The following is a 19,205-nucleotide window of genomic DNA, read 5'->3' as shown; positions in this document are numbered from 1 at the left end:
TTATTTTTTAATCTGTGCGTGCATTTCCTGTACAGAGGTCACTTTCTCTTTGGCATCTGCATTCAGCGCCATGGCCGTTGCGAAACCGCCGTTCAGGGTGGTGTCGTAATGCACTTTGTACTGCAGCGCGCTGCGGCGAATCAGCTTGGAGTCTTCAATCGCCTGACGACCTGCGGTGGTGTTGATAATGTAGGTATATTCGCCATTCTTGATACGGTCCTGAATGTGCGGACGACCTTCATGCACCTTGTTCACCAGACGCGGGTTGATACCGGCTTCGCCCAGCACAATCGCGGTGCCGTGGGTGGCATCCAGTTCGAAGCCCTGTTTCAGCAGCTTAGCGGCCAGGTCCACCACGCGCTCTTTGTCACCTTCGCGAACCGAGAGCAGCGCACGGCCCTGTTTCTTCATCGTGGAGTTGCTGCCCAGCTGCGCCTTGGCGAACGCTTCCGCGAAGGTACGACCGACGCCCATCACTTCCCCGGTGGAGCGCATTTCTGGCCCTAACAGCGGGTCAACGCCCGGGAATTTGTTGAACGGCAGCACCACTTCTTTCACCGAGTAGTACGGCGGGATAATTTCTTTGGTCACGCCCTGCTCGGTCAGCGATTTGCCGGCCATCACGCGCGCCGCCACTTTCGCCAGCGGTACGCCGGTGGCTTTGGAGACGAACGGTACGGTACGCGCCGCACGTGGGTTGACTTCAATCAGGTAGACTTCGTTGTCTTTCACCGCAAACTGCACGTTCATCAGGCCGCGCACCTGCAACTCAAAGGCCAGCTTCTGCACCTGCTGGCGCATCACATCCTGAATTTCCTGGCTCAGCGTGTAGGCTGGCAGAGAACAGGCGGAGTCGCCGGAGTGTACGCCCGCCTGCTCGATGTGCTCCATGATGCCGCCAATCAGCACCATTTCGCCGTCGCAGATGGCGTCAACGTCCACTTCGATGGCATCGTCGAGGAAGCGGTCCAGCAGCACCGGCGCGTCGTTGGAGACGCTAACCGCGGTCTGGAAGTAGCGACGCAGGTCGGCTTCGTCATAGACGATTTCCATCGCGCGGCCGCCCAGTACGTAGGAGGGGCGCACCACCAGCGGGTAGCCAATTTCTTTCGCCTTCTCAACCGCTTGTTCAATGGCGGTGACGGTGGCGTTCGCCGGCTGTTTCAGCTTCAGACGGTCAACCGCGTGCTGGAAGCGTTCACGGTCTTCCGCGCGGTCGATGGCGTCCGGGCTGGTGCCGATAACCGGTACGCCTGCGGCTTCCAGTTCACGCGCCAGTTTCAGCGGGGTCTGGCCGCCGTACTGCACGATGACGCCTTTCGGCTTCTCGATGCGCACGATTTCCAGCACGTCTTCCAGCGTGACCGGCTCGAAGTACAGACGGTCGGAGGTGTCGTAGTCGGTAGAGACAGTTTCCGGGTTACAGTTGACCATGATGGTCTCGTAACCGTCTTCGCGCAGCGCCAGCGAGGCGTGTACGCAGCAGTAGTCAAATTCAATACCCTGACCGATACGGTTCGGGCCGCCGCCGAGGACCATGATTTTGTCGCGGTCGACGGATGGGTTAGATTCGCACTCTTCTTCATAGGTGGAGTACATGTAGGCGGTATCGGTGGCGAATTCCGCCGCGCAGGTATCCACGCGCTTGTAAACCGGGTGCAGGTTGTACTGGTCGCGCAGCTTGCGGATTTCCGCTTCGCGCACACCCGCCAGTTTTGCCAGACGCGCATCGGCGAAGCCTTTGCGCTTCAGGTGACGCAGGAAGTCAGCGTCGAGGCCGTTGATGCCCACTTCCGCCACTTTTTCTTCCAGACGTACCAGCTCTTCAATCTGTACCAGGAACCAGCGGTCGATATTGGTCAGGTTGAACACGCCGTCGACGGAGAGGCCCGCGCGGAAGGCATCGGCGATATACCAGATGCGCTCGGCGCCCGCGTCTTTCAGCTCGCGGCGGATTTTGGTCAGCGCTTCCGGGTCGTCGAGGCTCACTTTCGGGTCGAAACCGGTGGCGCCTACTTCCAGGCCGCGCAGCGCTTTCTGCAGGGATTCCTGCTGCGTGCGGCCAATCGCCATCACTTCGCCGACGGATTTCATCTGGGTGGTCAGACGGTCGTTTGCACCGGCGAATTTCTCGAAGTTGAAGCGAGGAATCTTGGTGACAACGTAGTCGATAGACGGCTCGAAGGAGGCCGGAGTACGGCCACCGGTGATGTCGTTCATCAGTTCGTCGAGGGTGTAACCCACCGCCAGCTTGGCCGCCACTTTGGCAATCGGGAAGCCGGTGGCTTTGGACGCCAGCGCCGAAGAGCGGGAGACGCGCGGGTTCATTTCGATAACGATCAGGCGACCATCTTTCGGGTTCACCGAGAACTGAACGTTGGAACCGCCGGTTTCTACGCCGATTTCACGCAGTACCGCCATCGAGGCGTTACGCATGATTTGGTATTCTTTGTCGGTCAGGGTCTGCGCCGGAGCAACAGTGATCGAGTCACCGGTGTGAATGCCCATCGCATCGAAGTTTTCGATAGAGCAGACGATGATGCAGTTGTCGTTCTTATCACGCACCACTTCCATCTCGTACTCTTTCCAGCCGATCAGCGATTCATCAATCAGCAGCTCGTTGGTTGGCGAGAGGTCCAGGCCGCGTTCGCAGATTTCTTCAAACTCTTCACGGTTGTAGGCGATACCGCCGCCGGTGCCGCCCATGGTGAAAGATGGACGGATGATGCACGGGAAGCCCACATCAGCGGCAACCGCCAGCGCTTCTTCCATGGTGTGCGCGATACCGGAACGCGCGGTGTCGAGGCCGATTTTCTTCATCGCCACGTCGAAACGACGGCGGTCTTCTGCTTTATCAATCGCATCAGCGGTCGCACCAATCATGGTTACACCGAACTCTTCCAGCACGCCCTGACGCTCCAGCTCCAGCGCGCAGTTCAGCGCGGTCTGGCCGCCCATGGTTGGCAGAACCGCATCCGGACGCTCTTTTTCGATGATTTTGCGTACCACTTCCCAGTTGATCGGCTCGATGTAGGTCGCATCGGCCATTTCCGGGTCGGTCATAATGGTTGCCGGGTTAGAGTTCACCAGAATAACGCGGTAACCCTCTTCGCGCAGCGCTTTACACGCCTGGGCGCCGGAGTAGTCAAACTCACACGCCTGACCGATAACAATCGGGCCCGCGCCCAGAATCAGGATACTTTTTATGTCTGTACGTTTTGGCATGGCTTTTATTACTCCTGATTATTTCGCGGACTGACGGTATTGCTCAATAAGCTCGATAAAGTGGTCGAACAGCGGCGCCGCATCATGCGGGCCTGGGCTCGCCTCCGGGTGGCCCTGGAAGCTGAACGCCGGTTTATCGGTACGGTGAATCCCTTGCAGGGTACCGTCGAACAGGGATTTATGGGTTACGCGCAGGTTGGCTGGCAGCGAGTCTTCATCAACCGCAAAGCCGTGGTTCTGCGCGGTGATCATCACCACATTCTTATCCATGTCTTTCACCGGGTGGTTACCACCGTGGTGACCAAATTTCATCTTGATGGTCTTCGCACCGCTCGCCAGCGCCAGCAGCTGATGGCCGAGGCAGATGCCAAATACCGGAATATCGGTCTGGAGGAATTTCTCAATGGCTTCGATGGCGTAGTCGCACGGGGCCGGGTCACCTGGGCCGTTAGACAGGAAGATACCGTCCGGATTCATCTTCAGAACGTCTTCCGCAGAGGTTTTCGCCGGTACCACCGTCAGGCGGCAGCCGCAGTCCACCAGCATGCGCAGGATGTTGCGCTTGGCGCCAAAATCGTAGGCCACCACGTGGAACGGCAGCTCTTCTGCAGACTTCGCTTCCGGCAGGTCGCCTGTCAGCGTCCAGCTACCCTGCGTCCAGCTGTAGGATTCAGCGGTAGTCACTTCTTTTGCCAGGTCCATCCCATTTAAGCCCGGGAACGCTTTGGCTTTTTCTATGGCCAGCGTAGCATCCAGATTATCGCCTGCAATGATGCAGCCGTTCTGAGCGCCCTTCTCGCGCAGCAGTCGCGTCAGCTTACGGGTATCGATATCGGCAATCGCCACGATGTTATGGCGCTTGAGGTAAGAAGAGAGGTCTTCGGTGTTGCGGTAGTTGCTGGCAATCAGCGGCAGGTCGCGAATAACCAGACCCTGAGCGTGAACCTGAGAGGACTCTTCATCGGCGGAATTGGTGCCGACATTACCAATATGAGGATAAGTAAGAGTGACGATTTGGCGAGAATAGGAAGGATCAGTGAGGATTTCTTGATAACCGGTCATTGAAGTATTGAAAACGACTTCCCCAACCGCCGAACCTGTTGCCCCTATGGCCCGACCGTAAAACTGGGTTCCGTCTTCCAGAACCAATAGCGCTGACTTAATCAAAACACCCTCCAGAGAATATTTACTCGCTTTATTTGCATATTAATTCATAACAAAGGCACAAATCAATGCAAATCTGCTTACCGATGAATTTCTGGCAAACGGCGGCATTCTAGTGACAGCCTCGGCAAAAGTCTACCTCAAAGGACAATTTTTATTATTATTTTGCGCCACTGGTGAAACAAGCCGTCTCCAGGCACCAAAAAGACAAACTAACTCATGGGAGAAAACGCTTGCGGAGCAGGAAGAGTGTAAAACTATGACGCAGCGCCTTAAAAAGTAGACCAGATGGTCAAAATTTACATTTAACCAACACATTTAAGACACATAACATAGAAAATTAATGGCTTTAAAATAAAACAAGACAAAGATCATATAAAATAAAGGGCAATAAAATATTGCCCTGTGTAATCAAGTAATTATGACTACAATAACCACATCACGATGGGTAATAAATTCTTATATTTCATTCAAATTCAGCACATCACGCATATCAAAAAGACCACTTTGCTGTGTCTTAAGCCACAATGCCGATCTTACCGCACCGTTAGCAAACGTCATGCGGCTGGAAGCCTTATGCGTTATCTCCACGCGCTCGCCAATATCGGCAAACATAGCAGTGTGTTCGCCGACAATGTCGCCCGCACGTACGGTCGCAAAACCAATCGTGCCCGGCACGCGTTCACCGGTATAACCTTCGCGCGAGTAGACCGCGCAGTCCTTCAGATCTTTATCCAGCGCCCCAGCGATCGCCTCGCCCATTGCCAGCGCCGTTCCTGACGGAGCATCCACTTTATGGCGGTGGTGCGCCTCAATAATTTCAATATCGGTGTAGTCGCCCATCACCTTCGCGGCTTTCTCCAGCAGCTTCAGCATGACGTTAACGCCGACGCTAAAGTTTGCTGCGAAAACGATCGCAATCTCTTGCGACGCCTCGCGAATGGCCTGTTTACCGGCGTCGTCAAAGCCGGTAGTACCAATCACCATCCCTTTACCCTGCTGACGGCAAAAAGCCAGATGCGTCAACGTGCCTTCCGGACGGGTAAAATCGATGAAGACGTCAAAATCATCTTTTACCGCCTCAAGGCTACTCTGGACAATGACGTTGGTTTTCCCCACGCCAGCCAACTCACCGGCATCGCTGCCCAGTAAAGAGGAGCCTTCACGCTCCAGCGCAGCACCGAGCTGAACGCCTTCCATCGCCACAGCGGCCTGAATTAACTGCCGTCCCATGCGCCCGCCGGCGCCGGCAATGGCGACACGGATTTGTGCTTCATGCATAGCTATTCTCTTTTGTAAAAATTGCGTAAACCGTTTTCAGAGTAACCAGCGCGCCCGGAGGCCGCTAGCTGAAAACGCCCATAATTAGAATTTAATGATAAACAGAGGGGAATATCAGTAAAAGACATGATTCATCCCGCAGGATGAATCATTGCTGGAGAGAATGAAAGAAGAGAAACTTACTCAGGATAGAGGGAACCGGCAGGAAAATGACTTAAAAACCAGGTCACTGCCAGTAAATCCGCGCTACCGCCGGGGCTTAAGTTACGCAGGATGAGTTCATCATCGAAGGACTGCATCGCTGCAATTCCTCCCTCAACCAATACCCCCCCTTGCCACAACAATTTTTGTGCCTGCTGCTGCACGTAGTAAAGCCCTTCCAGGCCTCCCCGTGACACCAGGTTGCTGTCATCATTCCAGGCCATCAGATGCAGCAATGTTTGCAGCAGGGCAAGATGGGTATCGTCATGCTCCTGCACGACCCGGTTAAACACCGGCAAAGCCTGCGTTCTGACGGTTCGAAAACCGCTTTCCGCTTCTCCCCGCGCGCCCGACAGGCCATAGCACTGGAAATGGGTTTCACTCTTTGTCAGTTTTCCCGCTTTTTTTGCTGAGAGCTCGCGCGCAACAATATTCCGACTCAGGCGGGCAACCTGGTCGCAGATGCGATTTTGCTCCAACGGTTCTCCCCGCGCGAAAAGTCGGCCAATCGCTGCGCTCAGCAGGCCAAAAGCGAAAATAGCCCCGCGATGGGTATTCACACCATTGGTGGCCTGTAGCATATCGTTCTCACAGGCCATCCCCAGCGGACGCAGCATCGCCAGGACATTTTCTGCCGCCACCGCAGCCGTGTTGTTGCCCATGATAAAAAACTTTTCCATCCACGGCGCAATGGCGGTAGTGCTACGTTCAAATGCCGCCAGATCCATATCCCTATGCGCTCCCGAATTACGAATATCGACCAGACCGGGTTTTGGTGTCAGCCTGACTTCCGTCAGCAGCGCTCTTGCAACCAACCCGTTAAGATCGCCAGCCGCCAGCGATGAGTACGCTGGCGTACGCCGTTCAGTCACAACGCTCATACTCATAGCATTCAATCCTTCGTGCAATTTCATCCAACAAAAGGTCAAGGGTGTGATGCTTGCCCCGGGCACAGAGATGAGCATCCTGCTGGCATATCAAACATGGCCGGGCAGGATGCCCGAGTTCACGGCGTGATAGCGACTTACCGTCGCTATCAATGATGTCGATATCCCAAAGCCGCCCTAGCGGATGGCTCATCTCTAGTGTCGACATGTGCTGTTTCAACGCCATTGCCGGCGCACAGACCGCTGCCATCCATTCCGGGCCGCTGCGTTCATTCACCTGCATTTCCCAGACGTTGACCCACTCCTTCTGTTCGCAAAGCGCCAGTATTTCGGCAATTGCATAATCGGCGACACGCCGCCAGACCGCCGAGTTTTTAACGGCGCCCGGAGCAACCAGCGTGAGGGAAATCAACGGTAGCCGATAGCAGTTCAACGCCTGACGCTGCCTGGCGGCACGTTTATCGCGCGCTTGTAGCATCTCCTCCAGCGTAACTGCCTGGCCCTGGTACAGCAGATCTGTGCCCTTCATCAGCCTTTAACCTGGCGAATAACGTCAATCACTGAACCGTCGCGATAACGCACCACAGCCACCACCCGCTCGGTAAACTCAATCGGCTGCGGTTTACCAGTCAGTTGCTCAGCGCGCTGTTGCAGTTGTTCGATGGTCATCAGCGCCACACCCGCAGCACGCAGGTTATCAAGCAGATCCTGACGCGCAGGGTTCACCGCAATACCATGGTCGGTAACCAGCACATCAACGCTTGCCCCAGGCGTGACGGTGGTCAGCACTTTTTCCACCACGCACGGAATTCGGCCACGGACCAGCGGTGCGGTAATAATGGTGAGATCGGCCCCTGCTGCCGTATCGCTATGGCCGCCCGATGCGCCACGCAGTACGCCGTTTGAACCGGTCATCACGTTAACGTTGAAATTCACGTCAATTTCCAGTGCGCTCAGCATCACCACATTCAGGCGTTCGCATGCCGCGCCTTTAGAGCCGGGGTTAGCGTATTGATTGGTCGAAATTTCAATATGATGTGGATTCTGCGCCAGCGAACGGGCTGCATCGCCATCGAATGATTGCGTATCCAGCAGCGCTTTGATCAACCCTTTCTCATGCAGATCCACCATGGTGCCGGTGATCCCGCCCAGGCCAAAACTCGCCGTAATGTTGTGGCGACGCATTTTGTCTTCGAGGAAGCGACTAACCGCCAGAGAAGCGCCACCGGTGCCGGTTTGCAGCGAGAAACCGTCACAAAAATAGCCCGAGTGTTCGATCACATTGGCCGCCTGGCGGGCGATCAACAGTTCACGTGGGTTGCTGGACAGACGAATCGCGCCCGCGGTGATTTTTTCCGGATCCCCTACCTCATCCACCTGCACGATCAAATCAACCTGATCCTGCGCGATACTGGCCGGATAATTGGGGAATTCGACCCACTCTTCAGTCAGGAGCACCACGCATTTCGCGTACTGTGCGTCAACCTGCGCATACCCCAAAGAGCCGCAGCGTGACTTGCCGCTAAAGCCGTTAGCGTTACCAAATTCGTCGCAGCACGGCACGCCGAGGAAAGCGACATCAATATTCAGCTCACCGCTCTGAATCAGTTTTACGCGGCCGCCGTGAGAGTGGATCAGTACCGGGTTTTCCATCAGGCCTGCGGAGATCTCTTCCCCTAACTTGCCGCGCAGCCCGGAGGTGTAAATCTGCCGCACGACGCCATTTTTAATGTGTTCGATAAGCGGCCAGTGGGCATCAATTAATGAGCTGGAGGCAAGCGTCAGATCGCGGAATCCCATTTCCGCCAGCTTCGCCATCACCATATTGACAACTTTGTCGCCACCACGAAACGCATGGTGGAAGGAGATCGTCATACCATTTTTAAGCCCGGAGCGACGGATAGCCTCTTCAAGCGAGTCACAAATTTTACGCCGACGCTTTTCCGTTTCGCTGGCAAGCCACGGGCTGTTCGCTGTTACCCCCTGGTAGGGCTGTAATCCTTCCGGTACGACATATTGCTGGTTGAGCATGGTTACAGTCTCTTTCATGGTTCCTTCCTTAATCACGAATACCGGAAGCCGACAGCGCCACCACTTTGCGCGCGTGGTCGATAATCGGGCCGTCAATCATTTTGCCGTTGAGTGAAACGACGCCCAGACCGCGAGACTCAGCCTCTTCAGCGGCGGCAATCACCTCGTACGCATGCTCAACTTCTTTACGTGTTGGAGAATAAGCCTGATGTAGCAGCTCAATCTGACGTGGATTCACTAAGGACTTACCGTTAAAACCAAGCCCTTTCGCTAACTGCACTTCCTTCAGGAAGCCTTCTTCATTATTGATATCCGACCAAACGACATCATAGGCGGCAATACCCGCAACGCGCGCCGCGTGCAGCACTGCGCAGCGAGCGTAGAACAGCTCGGTGCCATCGCCCCGGCTGGTGCCCATATCCATCACGTAATCAAATGCCGCCAGCGCAATCGCCACCAGACGTGGTGTAGAGGTGGCGATGTCGACGGCATTGACCACCCCTTTCGCTGATTCGATCGCCGCCATCAGCTTGGTACTGCCGACCTCGCGTCCACATTCACGTTCGATCCGTTCGACCTGCGCTTCCAGCTCCAGCACATCGTTTTTGCTGTCGGTTTTCGGTAGACGCACGATATCCACGCCACCACGCACGACGGCCTCAAGATCGGCCAGACCGAATGGCGTGTTCAGTGGATTAATGCGCACCACTTTTTCAACATCCTGATAGAACGGATGTTGAAGCGCGTGATGGACTAAAAGACGGGCGGTATCTTTCTCACGTAACGCTACGGCATCTTCTAAGTCGAACATCACCGCGTCCGCACCGTAGACAAACGAGGTGCTCAACATGGCCGCATTTGCGCCGGGGATAAACAACATACTGCGACGAAGTCTCATAACGCACTCCATTGAATTTCCGCTTGTTCTACAGCGCGCAGCGCCGCCGCCTGCACTCGGGCGCGTAAAATACACTCCAGCGCGCCTTTGTCATCGACGCTAACCAGCGCGCGTTCGACGCCCAGCTTCGCCAGCGTTTCGCGCACCACGCTTTCAATGGCCGCGCCAAACTGCTGCTTGACGAGGCTCTCCAGTTCCAGCCGGATACCCGGCTCAGAGGAAGGGCCAATCCTGACCATCACATCACTGGATTCCAGCGTGCCGGCCAGGGCATCCTTAATGATTTCCATAGGTTATGTTCCTTGTTAACGGTATTACGTCATGCGGTTTCTGTATGTTCAGCGGCAAGCCGCTGTAAAAAGGCCAGCGTTCCGGCAGGCACCAGCGCGCTGACCGCTCGCCAGTCGCGTTCGGCGTAGAGTTTTCTGACCCGCGAGGCAGACACAGGAGCGCCCCCTTGCGCCATACGTGCCAGCTCAACCACCTCAATCGCCGGGCCGTTGCCGTGCGGATCGCCCAAAATCTCGTGCATCCGCTGGTTATAAGCGCGCGTCAGCGGGCAGAACGGTTCATCGCCGACAAAGCGGTGGGTAATGCCCAGCGCGGGTGCAAGGCGTTCACGAAACAGCTGTAGATCGATCTGGCTGTGACAATCATCGACCGCCCCTTTTTCTTTGAGGAAGTAACCGGGGAAAGTTGCCCGTGAAATGAGATAGGCAGAACCGGGGTGCAGCGTGAGATTCTCAATGCCAGCAATCCCCTGCTCGATCAATACCCAGCGGTCGGCGTAGCGAAACTGCGATGCGTCTTCTTTCACGACAAAAAGGTGTAGCCAGTCGCATCTCGCCGCCGCCTGTTCAATCAGATAGCGATGGCCGAGCGTAAAGGGGTTGGCATTCATCACGATAGCGCCAACGGTCTTTCCCGGCTGGCGATAGAGCGCCAGCTGACGACAAAAACGAGTTAGCCGCTCGCTGCTGTTTTCCATCAGTACCGCCAGCGAACCGGCCTGCGCGATGGGCCAAAAGCCCGCGCCAGAAAACAACACGCTATTTTCAGGTTTGGTAAACAAAAACAGCTCGCTACGGTTGAGTTCGTAGGCCAGCGTGAGCAGTTCGGTCAGCAGCTTCAGGCTCAACCCCTCGCCCTGTAAGGAGGAAGAGACGGCGATGCATTTAAGTACGTTGCCGGCGATAGCGCCGCAGCCTACGATATCGTTTTGCCACTCGGCGCAAATGACGACTTCACAATCGGCTTCCAGAGAGAGCCCGGCGTGTTTCAGAAAATGCGCCACCGCCCGGCGGCGCGTTTCGTCCTGCTGCGGATAAATACGCTTAAACGTTAGATTCATTATTCTGCGTCCGTAACAAATAACGCCGCATATTTCGCCAGCGTTTACGCTATTCGTCTGGAATAGAAATCACATTTCCCATGCTAGTTTTATTACCTTTATGGTTTTTATGTTTTTAATTAAAGAAGACAATAAAAATAATTAAATTAATAAAAAACACTGCCATTCAGTGAAGATAATCACATCTCATCTGGAATTGAATTTATTAATATGCGCGGCGTTACCTCTCTCGATAAACAGGATGATGTTTATGACTAACATGACCCAAGCTCCGGCCTCGGAGAAAAAGGGCGTGCGTGACCTGCTGGGATTCAGAATCTTTGGTATGTCGCTACCGCTTTACGCGTTTGCTTTAATTACGCTGTTACTTTCCCATTTTTATAATGCACTACCCGACGACTTAGTCGGTGGTTTCGCCATTATGTTTATTATCGGTGCCATTTTTGGTGAAATAGGGAAACGGCTGCCAATATTTAATAAATATATTGGTGGGGCGCCGGTGATGATATTTCTGGTGGCAGCCTACTTTGTCTATGCAGGTATTTTCACACAGAAAGAGATTGATGCGATTAGCAACGTAATGGATAAGAGCAACTTCCTTAACCTGTTTATTGCGGTGCTGATTACCGGCGCAATCCTGTCGGTGAACCGTAAGCTATTGCTGAAATCGCTGCTCGGCTATATTCCAACCATTCTGACCGGAATCGCAGGCGCCGCCATTTTCGGCATCGCCATTGGCCTGTGCTTCGGTATTCCGGTTGATCGCATCATGATGCTGTACGTGCTGCCCATCATGGGCGGCGGTAACGGCGCCGGCGCAGTACCACTCTCTGAAATTTACCACTCGGTTACCGGCCGTTCTCGTGAGGAGTATTACTCCACCGCTATCGCTATTCTGACCATCGCCAATATCTTTGCCATTATCTTTGCCGCCGTACTCGACATTATCGGTAAAAAATACACCTGGCTTAGCGGCGAAGGCGAACTGGTACGTAAAGCCTCGTTCAAGACTGAAGACGATGAAAAAGCGGGTCAAATCACCCACCGTGAAACGGCTATTGGGTTGGTGTTATCCACGACCTGCTTCCTGCTGGCCTACGTTGTGGCGAAAAAGATCCTGCCAAGCATTGGCGGCGTCTCTATTCACTATTTCGCCTGGATGGTGCTTATCGTCGCGGCGCTGAACGCCTCAGGCCTGTGCTCTCCAGAGATTAAAGCTGGCGCTAAACGTCTTTCCGACTTCTTCTCCAAACAGCTGCTGTGGGTGCTGATGGTCGGTGTTGGTGTTTGCTATACCGACCTGCAGGAAATCATTGATGCGCTCACATTTGCCAACGTCGTCATCGCAGCCATTATCGTGGTCGGTGCCGTTGTCGGCGCGGCGGTAGGCGGCTGGCTGATTGGCTTTTTCCCGATTGAATCAGCCATTACTGCGGGGTTATGCATGGCTAACCGCGGGGGTTCCGGTGACCTGGAAGTGCTTTCAGCCTGTAACCGTATGAATCTTATCTCCTATGCACAAATATCCTCTCGTCTGGGCGGCGGTATTGTGCTGGTTATCGCCAGCATCGTGTTCAGCATGATGGTGTAAAAAAACGCACGGCGGTGTCTTTGCCGCAAACGACCTGGAGAAAAGTAGAGGCCAAAGCCGGGGGCGGCCAAGGGAAATCCACTCTACTCCTTAGCCGGATTCACCAGGAAGGTTGTCGTCAAGGTCACCGTCGTGCCTCTCATTATGGAAAATGATTCATGAATGAAGCTGTATTACTGGGTGAAGGTTTCACCCTGATGTTTTTAGGAATGGGGTTCGTACTGGCCTTTCTGTTCCTGCTGATCTTTGCCATTCGCGGCATGTCTGTCGTGATTGCCCGCGTCTTCCCGGAACCCGTCGCCGCACCCGCGCCGCGTGCCGTTCCCGTCGTGGACGACTTCACCCGCTTAAAGCCGGTGATTGCCGCCGCCATTCACCATCACCGCCTTAACGCTTAATTCCCGGAGGGATCCATGACTATTGCCATTACCGACGTCGTCCTGCGTGACGCCCACCAGTCTCTGTTCGCCACCCGTCTGCGCCTTGATGACATGCTGCCGATTGCCGCCGCGCTTGATGACGTGGGCTACGGGTCACTGGAGTGCTGGGGCGGCGCCACCTTTGACGCCTGTATCCGTTTTCTCGGCGAAGACCCGTGGCTGCGCCTGCGCGAACTCAAAAAAGCCATGCCGAAAACCCCGCTGCAGATGCTGCTGCGCGGCCAGAACCTGCTGGGGTATCGTCACTACGCCGATGACGTGGTGGAACGCTTCGTTGAGCGCGCGGTGAAAAACGGCATGGACGTGTTCCGCGTCTTCGATGCCATGAACGACCCGCGCAATATGAAAGCCGCCCTGCAGGCAGTGCGCAGCCACGGCGCGCACGCCCAGGGGACGCTCTCCTACACCACCAGCCCGGCGCACACGCTGCAGACCTGGCTGGACCTGACCGAACAGTTGCTGGAGACCGGCGTCGACTCGGTTGCCATCAAAGATATGTCCGGCATTCTCACCCCGATGGCGGCGTATGAGCTGGTCAGCGAAATCAAAAAACGTTTTGAGGTGCGCCTGCACCTGCACTGCCACGCTACCACCGGGATGGCGGAGATGGCGCTGCTGAAAGCCATTGAAGCAGGCGTCGACGGCGTTGACACGGCGATTTCCTCAATGAGCGCCACCTACGGCCACCCGGCCACTGAAGCGCTGGTGGCGACGCTCGCCGGCACGGAACACGACACCGGGCTGGATATCCTGAAGCTGGAAAACATCGCCGCCTACTTCCGCGAGGTGCGCAAAAAGTACCACGCCTTTGAAGGCCAGTTGAAAGGCTACGACAGCCGCATTCTGGTGGCGCAGGTGCCGGGCGGCATGCTCACCAACCTCGAAAGCCAGCTGAAGCAGCAGAACGCGGCAGACAAACTCGACCAGGTGCTGGCGGAAATCCCCCGCGTGCGCGAGGACCTCGGCTTTATCCCGCTGGTGACCCCCACCTCACAAATTGTCGGCACCCAGGCGGTACTCAACGTGCTGACCGGCGAGCGCTACAAAAGCATCGCCAAAGAGACGGCGGGCATTCTGAAAGGGGAATATGGCCGCACGCCGGCCCCGGTGAACGCGGCGCTACAGGCACGGGTGCTGGAAGGCGCTGAACCCGTAACCTGCCGCCCGGCGGATTTACTGAAGCCGGAGCTGGCTACGCTGGAAGCCGACATCACCCGTCAGGCACAGGAGAAAGGCATCTGCCTGGCCGACAACGCCATTGACGACGTGCTGACCGTGGCGCTGTTCCCGCAGCCGGGGATGAAGTTCCTCGAAAACCGCCATAACCCGGCGGCGTTTGAGGCCGTTCCGCAGGTGGAAAGCGCGAAACCGGCCCCGGCGGCAAAACCGGCCACCTCCGGCATCTACACCGTGGAAGTGGAAGGCAAGGCGTTTGTGGTGAAGGTCAGTGACGGCGGCGATATCAGCCAGGTCGCCACCACCGCGCCAGCACCGGTGGCAACTGCGGCCCCGGCAGGCGCAGGCACCCCGGTCACCGCGCCGCTGGCGGGCAACATCTGGAAAGTTATCGCCACAGAAGGCCAGACGGTGGCCGAAGGCGACGTGCTGCTGATTCTGGAAGCCATGAAGATGGAGACCGAAATCCGTGCCGCGCAGGCCGGAACCGTACGCGGTATCGCCGTGAAGTCCGGAGACGCCGTCTCCGTGGGCGATACCCTGATGACGCTGGCGTAAGGAACGGAATCGATGGAAAGTCTGAACGCCCTGCTTCAGGGCATGGGGCTGATGCACCTTGGCGCAGGCCAGGCCATTATGCTGCTGGTCAGCCTGCTGCTGCTGTGGCTGGCGATTGCGAAGAAGTTCGAGCCGTTGTTGTTGCTGCCGATTGGCTTTGGCGGCCTGCTCTCCAACATCCCGGAAGCGGGCATGGCGCTGACCGCGCTGGAGAGCCTGCTGGCGCATCACGACGCCGGACAGCTGGCGGTGATTGCCGCGAAGCTTAACTGCGCGCCGGACGTGCACGCCATTAAGGAAGCATTAGCGCTGGCGCTGCCGTCGGTGCAGGGCCAGATGGAAAATCTGGCGGTGGACATGGGCTACACGCCAGGGGTGCTGGCGCTGTTCTATAAAGTGGCGATTGGCTCCGGCGTGGCCCCGCTGGTTATCTTTATGGGCGTCGGCGCGATGACCGACTTCGGCCCGCTGCTGGCCAACCCGCGCACCCTGCTGCTCGGCGCGGCGGCGCAGTTCGGCATCTTCGCCACCGTGCTGGGAGCGCTGACGCTGAACTACTTCGGCGTCATCCACTTCACCCTGGCGCAGGCGGCGGCAATCGGCATCATCGGCGGCGCGGACGGCCCGACGGCAATTTATCTATCCAGCAAGCTTGCCCCGGAACTGCTGGGGGCCATCGCGGTGGCGGCCTACTCCTACATGGCGCTGGTGCCGCTGATTCAGCCGCCGATTATGAAGCTGCTGACCACGGAGAAAGAGCGCAAAATCCGCATGGTGCAGCTACGTACCGTCAGCAAGCGGGAGAAAATCCTCTTCCCGGTCGTGCTGCTCATGCTGGTGGCGCTGCTGCTGCCGGACGCCGCGCCGCTGCTGGGGATGTTCTGCTTCGGCAATCTGATGCGCGAAAGCGGCGTGGTGGAGCGTCTGAGCGACACGGTGCAGAACGGGCTGATTAATATCGTCACCATTTTCCTCGGGCTGTCGGTGGGGGCCAAGCTGGTGGCGGATAAGTTCCTGCAGCCGCAGACGCTGGGCATTCTGCTGCTGGGGGTGATTGCGTTCGGAATTGGTACCGCCGCCGGGGTGCTGATGGCGAAGCTGATGAACGTGTTCAGTCAGCACAAAATCAACCCACTGATTGGCTCCGCAGGCGTGTCGGCGGTGCCGATGGCGGCGCGGGTGTCGAACAAGGTAGGCCTGGAATCAGACCCGCAGAACTTCCTGCTGATGCACGCGATGGGCCCGAACGTGGCGGGTGTTATTGGCTCGGCGATCGCGGCGGGCGTGATGCTGAAATACGTGTTGGCGATGTAACTTACCATGGGATACGCGCGGCGTATCCCATTTTCATCCCAATGTAATCTGAAAAAAAAGTAAATATGAACTGGCTCAGGAACCACTCATCCCGAATGTCGGAATATCTCTTTTTTAAATATATCCACTTCCCTATGTTTATCCGAAAAATTGCTCTGTGGTTTTCCCGATGCTCCTTTCAGAATCGCATCTTTCTACTGATCTTATTTACTTCCACGGTAGTGATGCTGGCAATGTCGTGGTACCTCACGAACATCACCAAAGATCGATTGCACTATCAGGTCGGTCAGCGCGCGCTAATTCAGGCGATGCAGATCTCGGCGATGCCTGAACTGGTTGAGGCTGTGCAGCACAACGATCTTAGACGCATCAAGGCGTTGATCGACCCGATGAGATCATTCTCCGATGCCACTTATATCACGGTCGGGGACGAAAAAGGCCGACGTCTGTACCATGTCAATCCCGATGAGATTGGCAAATACATGGAGGGGGGAGACAGCGATGACGCGCTGTTTAATGCAAAAAGCTACGTCTCTGTTCGCCAGGGATCTTTAGGGTCATCGCTGCGCGGCAAGTCGCCTGTTCAGGATCAAACCGGCAGGGTCATTGGCATCGTTTCTGTTGGCTATACCCTCGATCAATTGGAAAACTGGCTCAATCTCCAGATTGGATCATTTCTGTTTCCCATGGCCGTCTTACTGCTCCTGCTGCTCTACTGCGCCCGGCGCTTTTCTCTGCACATTAAAAAACAGATGCTGAATATGGAGCCACAGCAGCTTTCACAGTTGCTCATCCAGCAAAGCGTGTTATTTGAATCCGTTTTTGAGGGGCTTATCGCCATCGACTCATCTCATCGTATCACCGCCATTAACCAAACGGCACGGCGGATGCTTAACCTCAGCCTGCCAGAGGCCGAGCTGATTGGGCAAGCAATAGATAGCGTGGTGACGCCAGAGACCTTTTTTTATGATGTTCAGCAGAAGAACAAAAAAGATGAGATTGTGACGTTCAATGACGTCAAAGTGATTGCCAGCCGTATGGCCGTGATCTTAGACAGCCAACCGCAGGGATGGGTGATTAGTTTTCGCAGCAAAGACGATATTAATACCCTGAGCCTACAGCTAAGCCAGGTTCAACAATATGCCGATAACCTGCGCGCCGTACAGCACGAGCACCGTAACCTGATTTCCACCATCGCCGGGCTGCTGTTCCTGAAACGTTATGACAACGCGCTGGCGCTGATTCAGCAGCAGTCTGAAAGCCACCAGAAGGTGCTGGATTTTATTGCCCACAACTTTAAAGACCATCACCTCGCCGGTTTACTGATTGGCAAATATTATCGCGCGAAGGAGTTGGGCCTCGAGCTGGTTTTCGATCCCGCCTGCTACGTCGAGCAGTTGCCGCTATCGCTCTCCCATAACGAATGGATCTCCATTGTTGGCAACTTACTGGATAATGCCTATAACGCTACCTTGCTCAACCTCGCGGGCTCGCGCCAGATCGAATGTCTTATTAACAGCGAAGGCAGTGAGGTGATTATCGAAGTCGCCGATCAAGGCATCGGCATCAATGAAGATATCCGCCAGCATATTTTTGAACGCGGGGTGACCAGCCGCGACAGCGGCGATCACGGCATCGGTTTATGGTTAGTTCGCAGCTACGTTGAGCAGGCGAATGGCAACATTATTATTGATAACAATAGCCCTTACGGCACCATTTTTACCCTCTACCTACCCTTTACCAGAGATGAAAATCATGGATAGCATTACGACGCTGATTATTGAAGATGAGCCGATGCTGGCGGAAATACTGGTGGATACCATCAAGCAATCACCGCAATTTCAGGTCATTGGTGTGGCCGATAAAGTGGAGAGCGCTAAAAAGCAGATTCGCCTGTATCAACCCGAGTTGATCTTACTGGATAATTTCCTTCCCGACGGTAAAGGCATTGATTTAATTCGGCATACGATCAATACACAGTACGCCGGACGGATTATATTTCTCACCGCCGATAACCATATGGATACCATCAGCGAAGCATTACGTCTGGGCGTGTTTGACTACCTGATTAAACCAGTGCATTACCAGCGATTACAGCATACGCTGGAACGCTTTTCGCGCTATCGCGGCTCGTTACGTTCCAGCGAGCAAGCTAATCAAACCCACGTTGATGCGCTCTTTAATATTCAGGCCAAGGAACAGATAGCAGAGCCTGCCTCAGGGCTACGCGGTATTGATGAAAACACGTTCAACCGCGTATTGCAGATATTTACCGACCCCCAAACGGTACACACCGCCGACTCGTTAGCGCGGATCCTCGGCAGCAGCAAGACAACCGCCAGGCGCTATCTGGAGCAAGGCGTGAAGAACGAACAGCTGGAGGCGGAGATCAGCTATGGCAAAGTCGGCAGGCCAGAGCGTATCTATCGCGGTAAGGTTCCGGGGCTATGAGCACAACGTATAGTTAACGATCATCTGTCCCTTTTTCATCTTCACCTGAGTAATCGTCACCGCGCCAATCTCAGAGAGATGGGCAACGTGCGTCCCTCCGCACGGGTAAGCCGGGAGATGGCCAAACCCTACCTGCCTCAGCCCGTCGGCGAACGTTACCTGTCGGGCGAGATTTTCCGCCTGCCAAACGCTGATTTTTGCCTGCAGTGATGGCGCATCCGGCAGCGTACCGTTTCCGCCAGCGGCGAAAGTAATGCGTCCTTCATTGGGCCAATGGTGTGCTTTCACCGGAAGCCAGCCGAACGCGGTACCCGCCAGGCCGATAAGGTGCCCTGCCGAGTGCAGGCGGGCGTGCAGTTGGCGCTGTGCAGCATCCACGCGCAGGTTCACGACGCCGGGGAGGAGCGGTTTTGCCACGATATGCAGCACATCGTCACCGCGCGCGAGCACTGTTTCAACCGGCTCGTTATCAATCCAGCCCGCATCCGCAGGCTGTCCGCCGCCCTGCGGGTGAAAAAGGGCTCTATCCAGCACCACCGCGTACCGTCCATCCGGCTCAGCAGAGCAGCTCAGCAAGTTAGCCTGTCCTTCTGTGCGATCGCAGGTGTAATAAAGACGTTCAGTCATGATTGCTCTC

The 19,205-nt window shown here is 55.7% G+C and carries 16 protein-coding genes; 6 read left to right on the top strand and 10 right to left on the bottom strand.

Annotated features, from left to right (window positions below; all coding sequences use genetic code 11):
• The 9 genes from carB to citC all read right to left on the bottom strand — a co-directional run bounded on the left by carB (position 1) and on the right by citC (position 11,038).
• Positions 1-3,225 (bottom strand): carbamoyl-phosphate synthase large subunit, encoded by a 3,225-nt coding sequence (gene carB / locus M989_RS17310; RefSeq protein WP_064547316.1) that lies wholly within the window; start codon positions 3,223-3,225, stop codon positions 1-3.
• Positions 3,226-3,243: 18 nt separating this feature from the next.
• The gene (gene carA / locus M989_RS17305) at positions 3,244-4,392 is read right to left on the bottom strand and encodes a glutamine-hydrolyzing carbamoyl-phosphate synthase small subunit (RefSeq protein ID WP_064547314.1); all 1,149 of its coding nucleotides are present in this window, start codon (positions 4,390-4,392) and stop codon (positions 3,244-3,246) included.
• Positions 4,393-4,848: 456 nt separating this feature from the next.
• Positions 4,849-5,670, bottom strand: coding sequence for a 4-hydroxy-tetrahydrodipicolinate reductase (gene dapB, locus M989_RS17300; RefSeq protein WP_064547312.1), 822 nt, complete (start codon positions 5,668-5,670; stop codon positions 4,849-4,851).
• Positions 5,671-5,849: 179 nt separating this feature from the next.
• Positions 5,850-6,758, bottom strand: a complete 909-nt coding sequence (gene citG / locus M989_RS17295) for a triphosphoribosyl-dephospho-CoA synthase CitG (protein ID WP_064547310.1) — start codon at positions 6,756-6,758, stop codon at positions 5,850-5,852.
• On the bottom strand, positions 6,736-7,287 hold the full coding sequence (gene citX / locus M989_RS17290; protein ID WP_064547308.1) for a citrate lyase holo-[acyl-carrier protein] synthase: 552 nt from the start codon (positions 7,285-7,287) through the stop codon (positions 6,736-6,738). The genes citG and citX overlap by 23 nt, the downstream gene beginning before the upstream one ends.
• Entirely contained in the window at positions 7,287-8,807 is a 1,521-nt protein-coding gene (gene citF / locus M989_RS17285; RefSeq protein WP_064547306.1) for a citrate lyase subunit alpha, read from the bottom strand. Before citF ends, citX begins: the two co-directional genes overlap by 1 nt.
• Positions 8,808-8,817: 10 nt before the next feature.
• On the bottom strand, positions 8,818-9,687 hold the full coding sequence (gene citE, locus M989_RS17280) for a citrate (pro-3S)-lyase subunit beta (RefSeq protein ID WP_064547304.1): 870 nt from the start codon (positions 9,685-9,687) through the stop codon (positions 8,818-8,820).
• Complete coding sequence (citD, locus tag M989_RS17275; RefSeq protein ID WP_064547303.1) at positions 9,684-9,977, bottom strand: citrate lyase acyl carrier protein; 294 nt, start codon at positions 9,975-9,977, stop codon at positions 9,684-9,686. The genes citE and citD overlap by 4 nt, the downstream gene beginning before the upstream one ends.
• A gap of 29 nt (positions 9,978-10,006) precedes the next feature.
• Positions 10,007-11,038 carry a [citrate (pro-3S)-lyase] ligase gene (gene citC / locus M989_RS17270; protein WP_064547301.1) on the bottom strand — a complete coding sequence of 344 codons (1,032 nt, stop codon included), beginning with the start codon at positions 11,036-11,038 and terminating at the stop codon, positions 10,007-10,009.
• 250 nt (positions 11,039-11,288) lie between these two features.
• On the opposite strand from citC, the gene citS reads away from it, so the two are divergent.
• The 6 genes from citS to citB all read left to right on the top strand — a co-directional run bounded on the left by citS (position 11,289) and on the right by citB (position 18,568).
• The gene (gene citS, locus M989_RS17265) at positions 11,289-12,629 is read left to right on the top strand and encodes a citrate/sodium symporter CitS (RefSeq protein ID WP_064547299.1); all 1,341 of its coding nucleotides are present in this window, start codon (positions 11,289-11,291) and stop codon (positions 12,627-12,629) included.
• Between the two features lie 158 nt (positions 12,630-12,787).
• A complete protein-coding gene (locus tag M989_RS17260; protein ID WP_064547297.1) occupies positions 12,788-13,027 on the top strand; it encodes an oxaloacetate decarboxylase subunit gamma in 240 nt (79 codons plus the stop codon).
• 15 nt (positions 13,028-13,042) lie between these two features.
• The gene (gene oadA / locus M989_RS17255) at positions 13,043-14,803 is read left to right on the top strand and encodes a sodium-extruding oxaloacetate decarboxylase subunit alpha (protein WP_064547295.1); all 1,761 of its coding nucleotides are present in this window, start codon (positions 13,043-13,045) and stop codon (positions 14,801-14,803) included.
• Positions 14,804-14,815: 12 nt separating this feature from the next.
• Positions 14,816-16,117, top strand: coding sequence for an oxalacetate decarboxylase subunit beta (locus M989_RS17250; RefSeq protein ID WP_064547293.1), 1,302 nt, complete (start codon positions 14,816-14,818; stop codon positions 16,115-16,117).
• 134 nt (positions 16,118-16,251) lie between these two features.
• Positions 16,252-17,880: a citrate sensor histidine kinase CitA gene (citA, locus tag M989_RS17245; protein WP_064547325.1), complete on the top strand. Its 1,629-nt coding sequence runs from the start codon at positions 16,252-16,254 to the stop codon at positions 17,878-17,880.
• Positions 17,873-18,568: a citrate response regulator transcription factor CitB gene (gene citB, locus M989_RS17240; RefSeq protein ID WP_064547291.1), complete on the top strand. Its 696-nt coding sequence runs from the start codon at positions 17,873-17,875 to the stop codon at positions 18,566-18,568. The genes citA and citB overlap by 8 nt, the downstream gene beginning before the upstream one ends.
• Here citB and M989_RS17235 read toward each other — a convergent pair.
• Positions 18,563-19,195: an alanyl-tRNA editing protein gene (locus M989_RS17235; RefSeq protein ID WP_064547289.1), complete on the bottom strand. Its 633-nt coding sequence runs from the start codon at positions 19,193-19,195 to the stop codon at positions 18,563-18,565. The two genes, citB and M989_RS17235, sit on opposite strands and share 6 nt — an antisense overlap.
• Positions 19,196-19,205: the final 10 nt, after the last annotated feature.

The organism is Kluyvera georgiana ATCC 51603 (genome assembly GCF_001654985.1).
Classification (GTDB): Bacteria; Pseudomonadota; Gammaproteobacteria; order Enterobacterales; family Enterobacteriaceae; genus Kluyvera; species Kluyvera georgiana.
This window is presented reverse-complemented; position numbering and strand designations above follow the sequence as displayed.

Coding starts and splice junctions, on each gene's coding strand:
- citB (WP_064547291.1), top strand. CDS start 17,873: ATGGATAGCATTACGACGCTGATTATTGAAGATGAGCCGATGCTGGCG.
- citA (WP_064547325.1), top strand. CDS start 16,252: ATGTTTATCCGAAAAATTGCTCTGTGGTTTTCCCGATGCTCCTTTCAG.
- M989_RS17260 (WP_064547297.1), top strand. CDS start 12,788: ATGAATGAAGCTGTATTACTGGGTGAAGGTTTCACCCTGATGTTTTTA.
- M989_RS17250 (WP_064547293.1), top strand. CDS start 14,816: ATGGAAAGTCTGAACGCCCTGCTTCAGGGCATGGGGCTGATGCACCTT.
- oadA (WP_064547295.1), top strand. CDS start 13,043: ATGACTATTGCCATTACCGACGTCGTCCTGCGTGACGCCCACCAGTCT.
- citF (WP_064547306.1), bottom strand. CDS start 8,807: ATGAAAGAGACTGTAACCATGCTCAACCAGCAATATGTCGTACCGGAA.
- citX (WP_064547308.1), bottom strand. CDS start 7,287: ATGAAGGGCACAGATCTGCTGTACCAGGGCCAGGCAGTTACGCTGGAG.
- M989_RS17235 (WP_064547289.1), bottom strand. CDS start 19,195: ATGACTGAACGTCTTTATTACACCTGCGATCGCACAGAAGGACAGGCT.
- carB (WP_064547316.1), bottom strand. CDS start 3,225: ATGCCAAAACGTACAGACATAAAAAGTATCCTGATTCTGGGCGCGGGC.
- citG (WP_064547310.1), bottom strand. CDS start 6,758: ATGAGTATGAGCGTTGTGACTGAACGGCGTACGCCAGCGTACTCATCG.
- citC (WP_064547301.1), bottom strand. CDS start 11,038: ATGAATCTAACGTTTAAGCGTATTTATCCGCAGCAGGACGAAACGCGC.
- citS (WP_064547299.1), top strand. CDS start 11,289: ATGACTAACATGACCCAAGCTCCGGCCTCGGAGAAAAAGGGCGTGCGT.
- dapB (WP_064547312.1), bottom strand. CDS start 5,670: ATGCATGAAGCACAAATCCGTGTCGCCATTGCCGGCGCCGGCGGGCGC.
- citD (WP_064547303.1), bottom strand. CDS start 9,977: ATGGAAATCATTAAGGATGCCCTGGCCGGCACGCTGGAATCCAGTGAT.
- citE (WP_064547304.1), bottom strand. CDS start 9,687: ATGAGACTTCGTCGCAGTATGTTGTTTATCCCCGGCGCAAATGCGGCC.